The organism is Marinobacter arenosus (genome assembly GCF_019264345.1).
GTDB classification, from domain to species: domain Bacteria; phylum Pseudomonadota; class Gammaproteobacteria; order Pseudomonadales; family Oleiphilaceae; genus Marinobacter; species Marinobacter arenosus.
This window is the reverse complement of record NZ_JAHVAO010000001.1, coordinates 1,389,395-1,402,171: the sequence shown is the minus strand read 5'-3', so window position 1 is coordinate 1,402,171 and position 12,777 is coordinate 1,389,395. Positions and strand designations below refer to the sequence as shown.

At 59.1% G+C, this 12,777-nt stretch carries 13 protein-coding genes; 8 read left to right on the top strand and 5 right to left on the bottom strand.

What is annotated here, in order from left to right; all coding sequences use genetic code 11:
* The first annotated feature begins 12 nt into the window (after positions 1–12).
* Positions 13–978: a zinc-binding metallopeptidase family protein gene (locus KXD86_RS06445; protein ID WP_218635228.1), complete on the top strand. Its 966-nt coding sequence runs from the start codon at positions 13–15 to the stop codon at positions 976–978.
* A 651-nt stretch (positions 979–1,629) separates the two neighbouring features.
* Here the strand turns inward: KXD86_RS06445 and KXD86_RS06440 are convergent.
* The 4 genes from KXD86_RS06440 to KXD86_RS06425 form a co-directional block, all read right to left on the bottom strand.
* Positions 1,630–2,037 (bottom strand): MAPEG family protein, encoded by a 408-nt coding sequence (locus tag KXD86_RS06440; RefSeq protein ID WP_218635227.1) that lies wholly within the window; start codon positions 2,035–2,037, stop codon positions 1,630–1,632.
* A gap of 113 nt (positions 2,038–2,150) precedes the next feature.
* Positions 2,151–2,558 (bottom strand): VOC family protein, encoded by a 408-nt coding sequence (locus KXD86_RS06435; protein WP_218635226.1) that lies wholly within the window; start codon positions 2,556–2,558, stop codon positions 2,151–2,153.
* 51 nt (positions 2,559–2,609) lie between these two features.
* The gene (locus KXD86_RS06430) at positions 2,610–3,146 is read right to left on the bottom strand and encodes a GNAT family N-acetyltransferase (RefSeq protein ID WP_218635225.1); all 537 of its coding nucleotides are present in this window, start codon (positions 3,144–3,146) and stop codon (positions 2,610–2,612) included.
* Positions 3,147–3,928: 782 nt separating this feature from the next.
* A complete protein-coding gene (locus KXD86_RS06425; RefSeq protein WP_218635224.1) occupies positions 3,929–5,422 on the bottom strand; it encodes a M17 family metallopeptidase in 1,494 nt (497 codons plus the stop codon).
* A gap of 146 nt (positions 5,423–5,568) precedes the next feature.
* On the opposite strand from KXD86_RS06425, the gene KXD86_RS06420 reads away from it, so the two are divergent.
* From KXD86_RS06420 to KXD86_RS06405, 4 genes are all read left to right on the top strand, one after another.
* A complete protein-coding gene (locus KXD86_RS06420) occupies positions 5,569–6,207 on the top strand; it encodes a glutathione S-transferase family protein (protein WP_218635223.1) in 639 nt (212 codons plus the stop codon).
* 173 nt (positions 6,208–6,380) lie between these two features.
* Positions 6,381–6,998: a PEP-CTERM sorting domain-containing protein gene (locus KXD86_RS06415; RefSeq protein WP_218635222.1), complete on the top strand. Its 618-nt coding sequence runs from the start codon at positions 6,381–6,383 to the stop codon at positions 6,996–6,998.
* A 266-nt stretch (positions 6,999–7,264) separates the two neighbouring features.
* Complete coding sequence (locus tag KXD86_RS06410) at positions 7,265–7,963, top strand: crotonase/enoyl-CoA hydratase family protein (RefSeq protein WP_218635221.1); 699 nt, start codon at positions 7,265–7,267, stop codon at positions 7,961–7,963.
* 122 nt (positions 7,964–8,085) lie between these two features.
* The gene (locus KXD86_RS06405; protein ID WP_218635220.1) at positions 8,086–9,117 is read left to right on the top strand and encodes a threonine aldolase family protein; all 1,032 of its coding nucleotides are present in this window, start codon (positions 8,086–8,088) and stop codon (positions 9,115–9,117) included.
* Here KXD86_RS06405 and KXD86_RS06400 read toward each other — a convergent pair.
* Positions 9,044–10,051 (bottom strand): helix-turn-helix transcriptional regulator, encoded by a 1,008-nt coding sequence (locus tag KXD86_RS06400; protein WP_218635219.1) that lies wholly within the window; start codon positions 10,049–10,051, stop codon positions 9,044–9,046. The genes KXD86_RS06405 and KXD86_RS06400 overlap by 74 nt on opposite strands.
* A gap of 222 nt (positions 10,052–10,273) precedes the next feature.
* Here KXD86_RS06400 and KXD86_RS06395 point away from each other — a divergent pair, with 222 nt between their 5' ends.
* The 3 genes from KXD86_RS06395 to KXD86_RS06385 all read left to right on the top strand — a co-directional run bounded on the left by KXD86_RS06395 (position 10,274) and on the right by KXD86_RS06385 (position 12,697).
* On the top strand, positions 10,274–11,440 hold the full coding sequence (locus tag KXD86_RS06395) for an alkane 1-monooxygenase (RefSeq protein WP_228739333.1): 1,167 nt from the start codon (positions 10,274–10,276) through the stop codon (positions 11,438–11,440).
* 226 nt (positions 11,441–11,666) lie between these two features.
* Positions 11,667–12,020 (top strand): DUF3488 domain-containing protein, encoded by a 354-nt coding sequence (locus KXD86_RS06390; RefSeq protein ID WP_218635218.1) that lies wholly within the window; start codon positions 11,667–11,669, stop codon positions 12,018–12,020.
* Positions 12,017–12,697 (top strand): hypothetical protein, encoded by a 681-nt coding sequence (locus KXD86_RS06385; protein WP_218635217.1) that lies wholly within the window; start codon positions 12,017–12,019, stop codon positions 12,695–12,697. Before KXD86_RS06390 ends, KXD86_RS06385 begins: the two co-directional genes overlap by 4 nt.
* The last annotated feature ends 80 nt before the right edge of the window (positions 12,698–12,777 follow it).

Genomic DNA, 12,777 nt, shown 5'->3' with positions numbered 1-12,777 from the left:
AGTTACGGCAGCATGCAGGTATTCTCAAATCCGCTCGGTTCCGGGTCACTCTGGTTCGATAACCTTGCCACCGCCGACGGAACGCCCGTCGCCTACGATCCCCAGGCACGGGCCTTCCTGCCGATGCGACCGTTCTGTGCTAACCGTGAGGTTATCGGCTGCAACTGGATCGCTCCCAGGGAAGGGGCGTTCTGTGCCTCCTGCGCCATGACGGCCCTGGCGCCGGATCCGAGCATTCCCAACGCCATGCCTAACTGGGCCGAAACGGAGGCCGCGAAACGCTGGGTGCTCGATAACCTCGGCCGCTGGCATTGGTTCCGCCCGGAGGACCCGGGCACACGCCCACTTTTCCACATGCTGGCAGAGGGGCTGACGCCGGTGGCCATGGGGCATGCCAATGGCGTGGTGACCATCAGCGTGGCCGAAGCCGACCCGGTGGTGCGAGCCACCCGCCGGCAGGCGCTGCAGGAACCCTACCGGACCATGGTTGGCCACATGCGCCATGAGATCTCCCACATGCTCTGGTGGCGCCTGAGCCTGCGCGAAGATTTCCTGGACGCCTTCCGGGACATGTTCGGCGACGAGCGTGCGGATTACCCGGCCGCACTCCAACGGCACTACCATCAAGGACCGCCGCCGGGCTGGGAGCACTCGTACCTGACCTCCTACGCATCCGCACACCCCCATGAAGACTGGGCAGAGACGGCGGCCCACCTGCTGCACCTGACGGACATCACCGACAGCGCGGTGGCCTCTGGACTGTCCTCACCAGAGCTGCCCAGCGCCCGCTGGGACCCCTACGCCGAACCGGACACCGCAAAGCTGATCAACGTGGCCGCTTCACTGGCGATCCGGGTCAACCACGTCAACCGGTCAATGGGACTCTCGGATCTCTATCCGTTTGTGCTGTCGGAAACGGCGCAGAAGAAACTGGCGTTTGTGCACAACTGGCTGCGCCGTGGGGCGCATGGGCGGTGAGGGGGGATTACGCCGACAACCGGGACGCACGACGAAAAGTAGTGTCCCGTGCCTGCACAGGCCACATACTTTAGTCCTTGTAGTCTTAGGCTTTATCGTTTTTCTCGCCGTAAGGCCGCAAACCACCAGCGCCAATATCTTCACGCTGAATCTGCTCACGGTAATCCTCACGCGCGGTCTTGATAACTCTGTGATTTGAATGTCCACCAGAGGCGTGGCGCCAACCGCTACCGTGCCGGCCAATCTGTATTGCTTCGCCACAAATTCTGCAGACGAATGGAGGACTCATAAATTTCCTAGTGGTATCTAAAGCAAAGCACGCGAGTATTTCGCCTTGTTAGACGCTGAACCTAAAGATAAAGACATAGTGTGTTACCCGCGAAGGGGCTTCTTTCAGCGAGTTCAATGCTTCATCGAGGCGAGGTTGATCGTTTGCATAAAAAGATGCACAAAAATCGGTTATGGGTTGCCTCCTGCCGTCGGGAAAAACGGTAAAAGCGTCGTAGCCTAGAAAGACGAAACCATTACTATATATTTGCCTGATTACTTCAGCAGCTTTAGCTCTTGAGACAACACATTCTCGTCCCATAGGAATAAACGGAATTTGCCAATTTTGGAATAGCTGAGCTTGATTCATGGTTGATGCGCGATTTAGCTTAAGACCAGTGCCCATGCCCAATACAACGCGATGCCCACTTGCACTACGAAGGTGGCAAACCTGGCATTGACCGCGACCACGCTCAACGAGGCGACATGAATGCTTGACTGCGCCACTCGCGCGAGCAAGAACCATGGTGCCAAGGCGTCCGTGATCTCGGTTTGGTCGGTCACGAGTGCCAAGATTAGAAGTCCACCGAAAACAGGAAGGCCTTCAATGCAGTTCGCGTGCGCTCTGGCCAAGCGCTGCATGAAGGGGGGTAAGTTCGAATTGTCCGGCTTGAACTCATTGGAACGAATGCGACCTTTGATGAGGAAATAACAGCGACTTGCCTCCATGAGCACGACAAGTAGAAGCGCCCAAGAGATGAAGAGTCCAAGTACCTGAGCCGACGTGCTCATCGGTCAACCTCCTTTTGCCTTAACGCCGCGCAAACCGGCGCGAGCTTGCGAGCTTCAAGCAGCAGGAGGCTGCGTCGTGCTGCGCATGATTATGTGTTGATGCTGCCAACACTCTAGCTCAACAGATTGAGCTGCCAGGAAACGCCATACCTATCATTCAACCATCCAAATCTTTGGCTAAAACCATAGTCATCCAGAGGCATTAGCTCTGAGCCACCTTCGGCGAGGGCCTGAAATGCCTTCTCTATTTCGCTCATTGATTCACACTCAACGTACAATGACATCGAGGGTGTAAAGGTAAATTGGTGGTCAAGATGGCTGTCCAGCGCCATAAACTCGGTGCCGTTTATCGTAAACCTGGCCATCTTGGTAGAACCTTCCGGTTCATGTTCGCCAGCTTCGTAGCGTTGAAGATCAATGATCTTTGAACCAGGGAATAGAGAGGTATAGAACTTGATCGCCTCCTCGGCTTTCCCGGCCTGTTCTCCGACAAACATGAGCGAGGTCGTAATGGATTTCATCAGTTCCTCCTTTCTATCTCGCACACATAACGCCGAGCGTCAGGCGCGCTGTCAAGCTTCGCCTGCATGCTCTTGTTGGCCATCCGCTTTGAATCCTTCGTGGAAAGTGACAGTGCCTTGGGGAATATTCCCGTCGAAAGACATTGCAAGAAAGACTTCCGGTGGGACTCCCTTATGGATAAGTTCTGGAAAGATGTCGAATCCGAACTTCTTGTAGTACTCCGGATGCCCTACGAGACAACAGCCGCGAGCATGCATCTCTTTAAGTTGCGCCAATCCTTCGCGGATCAGAGCCTTGCCAATGCCCTGACGCTGGTATTCCGGCGAGACCGAAACAGGTCCAAGTCCGTACCAGTCCGGTGTGCCGTCGGAAATGGTCACGGGCGAGAACGCAATGTGACCAATTACTCGGCCATCCATCTCCGCGACCAGCGATACCGTGAGGGCATTTTCAGCGCGCAGCGCCTCAATTATAAATTGCTCCGTGTGGTTGCTGATCTCCAGCGTATTGAAGGCAGCGATTGTCACTTCTCTAATTGCGCTGACGTCGACGCTTGTTTCATTCCTAACAGTAAAATCGGGTTTCAAGGGGAATTTTCCTTTGGTCAACGCCAGTGGTAATGGGCGGCAACGGCGCACAGCGGAGTTGGCGTCCCGTTGACCACCTTGTTAAAAACTAGTCCCAGGATGCTGGCAACCCGTATTTAAATACCACGGCTACACCAACAACGAACACTAATATAGTTAGCCAATAACCCAGCACCATGGGCAAACGAAATCGGTGGCAAAAATGTGCACCTGCTTCATCACCGCTACTCCAGTAACTCTGGTTTTGAAGATACCGGATAGTAGGCCATGCACTCATGAAGCTTTGGTCGCTCCAAATGGTAGGCGTTCCAGCATGGCGCCACTGAAAAGAATGGCGCCGCCTCAACTTAATCAAGAACGTCCATTGCACAAAACTGGTGGTAAGCATTGTGGCTAGGACGATGGCGATTGCGATAGCCGAAGGATGGTAGCTAGATAGATCCATATAAGTTTTTTACAGCAATCAGGCAGCGCGCTTCGTCCTTGCGGAAAGTTGACTGCGTCGTTATTACAGACTCAGAACCGTCAATCGAACAGCGCATAAATCGATAAAACAAGAGCTTAGCTCAGTGCCGCGCCCCATGCCACGGAATCATTTGACGTCTGTGATGGGCGCAACCAATAACATGGTATGAAAACCGGTTATCCACCCGCAGGCTCGAAAACTTGCCCACAAAATCTGTGGATAACTTTGTTGGCAACGTAAGGACATGTGGCCTGGAGCGCCTGAAATCGCGGGTTCCGGGAATATGACCGTTAATTGACCGGGCGGGGCATGGGGGTCACACAATGCCCTCGGCGATCCGGTTGAACCACTCAACCCCAAAGCGAACCCCGAACCCCTGATGGTCGGTGGGGATGTGGGCCAGCCCGCCCTTGCGGCTGCCGGTCGAGGCCATGTCCATATGTACCCAGTCGACGCCCTTGTCCACGAACTTTCCAAGGAACCGCGCCGCGTAGATGTGGTCGCCGGCGCCCTCGGTGCGGCATTGCAGCGTGTCCGCAACCTCCGATTTCAGGTCCTCGTCGTAGTCGTCTTCATAGGGGAAGGGCCACACCCGCTCACCGCAGTGTTCACCGGTCTGTATGATGGGCTCAATCCAGTTTCGCCGGTTGGTCATGGCGCCGGCCATGCGTTGCCCCAGCGCCGAGACAACGGCGCCGGTCAAGGTGGCGTAATCCAGGATAGCGCGCGGCTTGCGCCGGCAGGCCAGGGCGAGGGTGTCGGCCAGCACCATGCGGCCCTCGGCGTCGGTGTTGATCAGTTCGATGGTTCGACCGTTCATGGCGGTCACCACGTCGTTGCACTTCACGGCCCTGGAACCGATGTGGTTTTCCGCCAGGGCCAGCCAGCAGTCCACCGGTTGCGAGAAATTCAGGCGGGTCAGCGCGAGCAGGGTGCCCAGTGCTACCGCGCTGCCTTGCATGTCGCCGTGCATGCCCAGCATGCTGCCGCCCACCTTGAGGTTGCTGCCGCCGGTATCAAAACAGATGCCCTTGCCGACCAGGGCTAACGGATTATCCCCCGATCCTTTCAGGCGGTATTGCAGCTGCAGGATGCCGGCGTCCCGATTCGGGCTGGCCTCCACCACAGACAGGAACGCACCGGCCTCAAGCCGTTCGAGTTGGTCCAGGTCGTAGAACTGGGCGTCCCAGCCCTCCACCTTGGCCAGTGCTTCGGCGTATTCCCGGTAGATGCCTGGCGTCAGGTAGTTGCCCGGCAGTTCGGTCAGCCAGCGGGCCAGGTTATTGCCTTCGGCCGTCGCTTTGACGTACCGGAAGTCGGCGGTCTCGAAGCCCCCGAAGAAGTTCATGGCCGACAGCGGCAGTTTGTCGGGTACGTCATCGGAAATTTTGGGTGGCTGGAACAGGGCCGCATAGGCTGCTGCGACCAGGGCCTCCGCCATTACACAGCCCGCCTGTTCCTGCTCGAGCAGGGAGATCACGTTGATCTTTCGGGAGCGCTCCGCCAACAGCGGTTCGATCAGTTTGCGTGCCTGGCTCAGGGCTTTAAACCCGCCGACGTCGTCTGCCACGAAGGCAATGGCGGCTCGGGTCCCCCTGGGGCCGGATATGAGCATGGGGTTGGCGTTGTCCGGGAAATCGGCCAGGCGCAGCTTCAGGTAATCGGCCCAGGGGGCTTTGCCCAGGGCGTTGTGGTTGCTCTCTGGCACCAGGATGATAAGGCTCACCCCGGTGTCGAAATCCCAGGAGGCCGGAATGCGATGGTCCACATCAAGCTTGAGCTCTGGCAATCTCGGGAGTTCAGGTTTCATGGCCGGGTGCTCCAATCGGTTTCGAATCTACCCTCCGGTAAGGATAGTTGGATTCTCCCGGAATACCCGTGCAATGCGACTCGGCTTGAGGACGATCGGAAATCGGCTAGTCTTTGTGAATCCTCAGCCCTCAAGGAGGCCTCGCCATGGCCATTACCGACGCTCCAGACTGCGATCTTGTCTTCTACACCAACCCCATGTCCCGAGGACGGATTGTTCGCTGGATGCTGGAGGAAGTCGGTGTGGAGTATCGGCAAGTCCTGCTGGATTACGACACCCAGATGAAGTCGGAGGACTATCTCGCCATCAACCCCATGGGAAAGGTGCCGGCACTGGTTCACCGGGGGGAGGTGGTGACCGAATGTGCGGCTATTTGCGCCTACCTGGCCGATGCGTTCCCCGAGGCTGGTCTCGCGCCGGAACCGGCGGCGCGTGCGGCCTATTACCGCTGGCTCTTCTTCGCTGCCGGGCCCCTGGAGGCGGCGGTCATGGACCGCGTTCTGCAGGCGGAAGTCAGACGGGACCAGGAGCGGATGGTGGGTTACGGAACCTACGAGCGAACCGTCAACGCCATGACCGGTGCCGTCTCGGCCCATCAGTACGTGGCGGGCGACCGGTTCTCGGCCGCGGACGTTTACGTGGGGTCGCACCTGATGTGGGGCATGGAGTTCGGCTCGATTACCCGGCGGCCGGAATTTGAGGCCTACGTCGCCCGGTTGAGCGATCGCCCGGCCCTTCTGGCGGCAAAAGCCATTGACGATGGGCTGGCCGCGCAACCGGGATAGCCTCTGAAAGCGTCACAGACCTGTAACAGCAGGTGTCAGGTTAATTTACAGGTGTGCCGGAAATGTGTCGCGTCTGTATCGCTAACTGTATGAAAGATAATCAGGATTTAAGAGTTGGTTCCCCGATTGCTGACTGTTCCGGAAAGGGAACTCAGCCAACAAAGGAATCCATCATGCAGTTTTTCGGTCGTCTTGCCGCCGTCAGCGCGCTTAGCGTTTCACTTCTTGCTGCAGCACCAGTCAGCGCCAATCTCATCGTTAACGGTGGCTTTGAACAGCCGGACGTTGCGGCCGGAAGCTGGCAGTACTTCAGTTCCGGCGCTGTCGACGGCTGGGACGGGGACAATATTGAAATCTGGGACAACTACGGTGGCGTAACCGCCCACGAAGGCAGCCAGTTCGCGGAGCTGAACGCGCACCCATACAGTGGCAGCGAATTCGGTATTTTCCAGAGCTTTGCGACCACCATCGGTCAGTCCTACGATCTGAGCTTTGCCTATCGGGCTCGCCAGAGCAACAGCGAGAGCTTCGACGTCTCCGTGATGCCAGGGATGACCTGGAACCTGGATGATCACGTTGTCGGCGCCTGGAGCATCTTTACGGGCAGCTTCGTTGCCTCATCCGCGCTGACCACCCTGACGTTTACCTCGGTCATCCCCGAAACCGGCACCGTCGGTAACTTCCTCGATGACGTGAAAGTGACCGCCTCGGTCCCGGAGCCGGGTTCCATTGCCTTGCTCGGGCTGAGCCTGCTCGGCATGGGCGTGGCCCGTCGCCGTCGCCACGGCTGATCACACAGGTCAGGGCGGGCTCGCGGGCGTAACCGCGGGTCCGCTGCCGGTGCGTTCGACGTTCGGTCAATATCTGGCCGCTTCCCCGCAATCCCTGCTCCAAGGCGTTTCCCGCCAGGTTTCCTCGCGCTACTAACAACGTTATCCACAGATTCTGTGGGCAACTCTTCATGGGTACTGTGAATCCTCCCGGGTGTGGTCTCCGGTCGCGGAAACTGGCAAAGTTCACCAAACCATCACGTTAACCACATCAAGAGGATAGGCTGGTGACAGACCTTGTTGACTACCAACTGAACGATGGCGTCGCGACAATCACTATTGCCAATGGGAAAGCAAACGCGCTGAGCCATGACGTATTCAAGGAATTGAATGAGGCCCTGGATCGCGCCGAGAAGGACGAGGCCGTGGTCATCCTCACGGGGCAGCCCGGTATTTTTTCGGCCGGCTATGACCTCAAAGAAATGCAGAAAGGGCCCAGCGAGGCCTCGGCCCTGGTTACCGTCGGATCCAGGCTGACCCGGCGTCTGGCGGCGTTTCCGCTGCCGGTTATTGGCGCCTGCAGTGGTCACGCCATCGCCAAGGGCGCGTTCATCATGCTCTCGGTGGATCATCGCATCGGCGTGGAAGGCAGTTTCAAACTCGGCCTCAATGAGGTGGCCATCGGTATGACCATGCACCACGCCGGCATCGAGATTGCCCGGCATCGCCTGGCCCCGGCTCATTTCTACCGTTCGGTGATCAACGCGGAAATCTACGACCCCGACGGTGCGGTTGAGGCGGGTTTCCTGGATGAGGTTGTTGCCCCGTCAGAACTGATGTCCCGGGCGAACGAACTGGCACAGCAGTTTCGGAAACTGAATATGCGCGCCCACAGGGAAACCAAGGTCAAAGCCAAGTCGGAATACCTGGATCTGCTGGATCGCTGCATCCAGCAGGATTCCGAGCATCTCGGCCTGGCGGGTTAAGCCGGCGCCGACAGGGCCTGTCCCCTTAGCGGAATGGATAGGCCCGAACGCTGGCGATTCGCGCTGAATCGTGTAAGTTGGGGGATTACCCATTCATCGGATTCCCCAGCAGGAGGCCCGTCGTGTCCCAGTTCGAGCAGTTCGCCAGTGACAATTACAGTGGAGTGTGTCCCCAGGCATGGAAGGCCATGGAACAGGCGAACCGGATGGACGAGCCTGCCTATGGCGAGGACAGTTGGACCCAGCGGGCGGCCGACGGCATCCGGGCGGTGTTCGATACCGATTGCGACGTCTTTTTCGTATTCAACGGCACCGCCGCCAACTCCCTGGCCTTGGCCTCCATTGGTCAGTCGTTTCACAGCGTAATCTGTCACGAACTTGCCCACATCGAGACCGACGAGTGCGGCGGGCCGGAATACGCCTCCAACGGTGCCAAGCTTTTGCTGGGGCAGGGGCCGGACGGCAAGCTAACGCCCCAGAGCATCGAGCATCTGGTCACTAAACGCACCGATATCCATTACCCCAAGCCCAAGGCACTGAGCCTGACGCAGGCGACGGAGGTCGGGACCGTCTACACGCCCGAGGAGCTGCGCGCGATCCGGGCCATGGCCGACCGGTACAAGCTTAGCATCCACATGGACGGTGCGCGATTTGCCAATGCGGTGGCGGCCCTGGATGTTCACCCCGCCGAGATTACCTGGAAAGCCGGCGTTGATGTGCTGTGTTTCTCCGGCACCAAGAACGGGCTGGCGCTGGGTGAGGCGGTGGTGTTTTTCAACAGGCAACTGGCCGAGGACTTCGAATGGCGCTGCAAGCAGGCCGGTCAGTTGGCGTCCAAGATGCGTTACATCTCGGCTCCCTGGTGCGGCTTGCTCGAGGGCGATGTCTGGTTGCAGAACGCCCGTCACGCCAACGCCTGCGCTGAGCGGTTGGCCAAGGGGCTTTCCGGGCTGCCGGGCATAACGCTTCGCTACCCTCGGCAGGTTAACGGTGTTTTCGTGGAAATGCCGGAACCCGTGCAGGCGGCGCTGCGGGCGAAAGGCTGGCGGTTCTACAACTTTATCGGCGGTTCTGCCCGGCTCATGTGTTCCTGGGCGACGACGACGGAGCGGGTTGATCAGTTTCTGGCGGATGTGCGGAAACTGGTGGCCTAGCGCCCGATGAGCCGGCTTTGATAAACCCGGTGGGCGTCATCCCGGTCGCCTGCCGGAAGGCCCGTGTGAAGTTGGCGGAATCCCGGTAACCGAGCCGGTACGCCGCTTCCGTAACGCTCAACCTGTCCTGCAACAGCCAGTGTTTGGCGCAATCCATCCTGGCGGCCTGCACCAGGGTCCGGTACCCAATGCCATCATCCTGCAAACGTCGGTGCAATGTCCGTGAGGACATGCCGACCTGCCCGGCAACGGTTTCGAGGTCTGGAAACGGTGGGCCGAGCCGGGTTAGCAACGCCACCACTCGCTCCACCACACTGCGTTGATGCTCTCGTTGCCTGAGCTGCTCTTCACACTGGGCCAGTGCCTGGGCGTGGGCCGCTCGGTCTGCCAGAGCGAAGGGAATGTCCAGCGTGTCACGGGGCAGGGAAAGGCTGTGGTGAGGCTGATCGAACGCGATGTCCTGCAACGTGGCACCCAGCTGCGTCCTCAGGCCCGGCTGTTCCGGGAACGCCAGTCCGGCGCGGAGCGCCAGTGTTCCGACGAGAAACTGGCCCATCACATCGAAACTCGCGAGCAGGGTGTGTACGACAAACTGCTCGGCGCGCCGGGAGATGCCGGGGGTCGGGACGATAGTGAGGATGGCGCGTTTGCCGGCCAGGTCCAGCCTGAGCGTTGCCAGTTCGGTAATCAGTGGAAAGTAGCGGACCGCGACCTTGATCGCCGCGCCGGCGGTCGGTGCGGTCAAGCCGGCATAACCGGCCGGGCCGTGGGCACTGATATTCAGGTGATGCCCGAGCCGGATACCGGGAAAGCGTTCGTCCGTGAGCGATTCAACATTCTGCAGTAGCCGATCGAGACTATAGTGGCTGACAACCCCATCGGTCGCTTCGAGCGCCCGGGGGTCGAGTTCTGTGCCGGCAAGGAGTCCGGTCATTGGCACCCCTGAGCTGGCCAGCAACTGACACAGGCTGTGGACGTACCGGGCTGCGGTTGGTGCCCGCCGACTGGGTTCATGCATCGCGGTTCGTTTATTGTTAGGTTGTCGGACAGTGTCTGAAAATGACAGATATCTGTCAATTAGTAACCTGTTTCCCGGCGAGCGCCGGCGCACACTTGCACAAGAACAACAACGAGGTGTGACAACAAGGAGACAGCCATGTTCGAGAAAGTGCCGCCCCGGGTCATGATCGCAGTGAAGAAGGCACTGTTCCTGCTCGTGTTTGCCGTGGCGCTGCTACCCTACGATGCGTGGCAAACCATGCAAGAGACGGGGCAGTGGAACCTGTATGCCTGGTGGCCGCTGTTCGTCATTTTCGGCATCGTCCCGATCGTCGACCACCTGGTCGGCACCGACTCGTCCAATCCCGCCGATGACCAGGTCGCAAAACTCTCCGGGCAGCGCTGGTATGCCTTTCTGACCCTGATGGTGGTGCCGGCACAATTGGCGGTGCTGTCATTTGGTGCCTGGGTATTCACCACGTCCGATCAGCTCACGCTGGTCGGTCAGATCGGCTGGATCCTGTCCTGCGGGATTGTCAGCGCCATTCTCTCCATCAACGTCGGACACGAGCTGATTCACCGGCGTAACCGCCTCGAGAACTGGGCCGGTGGCCTTCTGTATGCCTCGGTCTGCTACGCCGGGTTCAAGGTTGAGCATCTGCGCGGGCACCATGTGACGGTGTCTACGCCGGAAGACGCCTCCTCCGCCCGGTATGGGCAGAGTCTTTACCGGTTCCTGCCACGGGCCCACCTCCAGAACGTTCGCAACGCCTGGCGGCTGGAGGCCGCCCGGCTGGGCAAGCTCGGCCTGCCCGCGCTGCACTGGCGTAATGAGTTGATCTGGTGGAATGCCGTCAGCGTGTGTTTTGCGGTGGCGGCACTGCTGCTCTTCGGCTGGGCGGGGCTGGTGTTTTACCTCGGAGTGAGCTGGATGAGTTTCACGACCCTGGAGATTATCAACTACGTGGAACACTACGGCCTGCACCGCCGTAAACTGCCAAATGGCCGGTATGAACGTACCACCCCGGCCCATTCCTGGAACAGTCATTACCTGATCACCAACATGGGGCTGTTCCATCTCCAGCGCCATTCCGACCACCATGCCTTCCCGGCCCGCCGCTATCAGGTGTTGCGCCATTACGAGGGGGCTCCGCAGTTGCCAACCGGCTACACCGGGATGTACCTGCTGGCACTCGTTCCGCCACTCTGGTTCAAGGTCATGAATCCCCGGGTGCGGGCCTATTACGAGGGGGAGGAGTGGCAGCTCTCCGCCAGCCAGTTTGAACGCTCCGCTCGCGCTTCGGAACCAGCCGCGGCCGGCTGAGGGTATCCGTTCGTCTCGACGTGGCAGAGGCTTTCTTTTGCAGTCCCGTTGGCTAAACTTTGATTAGGCCCTCTGCCTGGAGTATGTGCCTGTGACGCCTTCTCCTGCGATCCTGCCACGCCTTTTCGCGTCTATCTCTCCTCGGTTCCCGGGGCGGCCAGTAGTGTTGCTCCTGATTTTGCTCCCATTTGGGGTGGTGTCCACCGCCCATGCCGAGAGCCATTCAATGCGACAAATGGCCCTGGATGGTAAAACCTTTGTGAGCCAGCTTGGGCCGATGGGCCAGGCCGCTGACGTGGACGACGTCCTGGTGTTCGAAGACGGCCAGTTTGTTTCCGAAGAGTGCGAGCGGCGTTGTGGGTACGCCCGCGTGGACTATTGGGTCAGGGCCCAGGACGACGCCGTTCAGATGAGAGCGGAAGTGCCGTGTACGGATTCCGGGGCCGTGATGTACTGGCGGGGTACCGTCCGGGGCGACGAAATTGAAGGGTCGTTCACCTGGATAAACAAACGCTGGTACTGGACCTTTGAAAAGGAATACTGGTTCAAGGGGCGGCTGGTGGAGACAAGCACCCCATGACCGGTTCCGCCATGCCGACCAACCGGCATCGGGCGGGGCTGCTGAAGCTGTTGATTCTGGTCGTGATTGTCGTAGCGGGTAATCTGCTCACCCGCGGCATCATTGATGGGCTCGACATGAGCATCCGGCCCTCCAACGAGCCCATGGTGCACCGCATTATCATGACGTCGATGGTTGCCTACATCGTGTTGTTGGCGATTCCCTTTGTTCCGGGGGTCGAAATCGGTTTGGCGTTGATGATGATCTTCGGGCCAAAGATCGTGCCCCTGGTGTATGGCTGTACCCTGGTTGCCCTGTGCCTGGCGTTTCTGGTCGGACGACTGCTGCCGGAACGAAGTATCAGCCGATTTTTGCGGGAGGTGCGCCTCGTCAAGGCTGCGACTTTCCTGGAGGGGTTCCACGGCCTTGATGCCGATCAGCGATTGGCACGACTGATGGAGAAGTCTCCCCGGCGTTGGGTGCCATGGTTCTTGAAGCACCGCTACCTGACGCTGATGCTGGCCATCAACCTGCCGGGCAATGTCGTTCTCGGAGGCGGTGGCGGTCTGGCACTGATGGCCGGCATGAGCCGACTGTTTTCAGTGCACCGATACGTGCTCATGGTCGCGGTCGCGATTTCACCCATTCCCCTGTTCCTGATGATCTTCGGCGAACGCATTGCCGACTGGCCAATCTGAGCCAGTGACGGCCACAGACCTTTTTAAACGTTGCTTCGAATAATCGCCGGCTTTTGTGTCGTTAACGATCTAACCCGCTG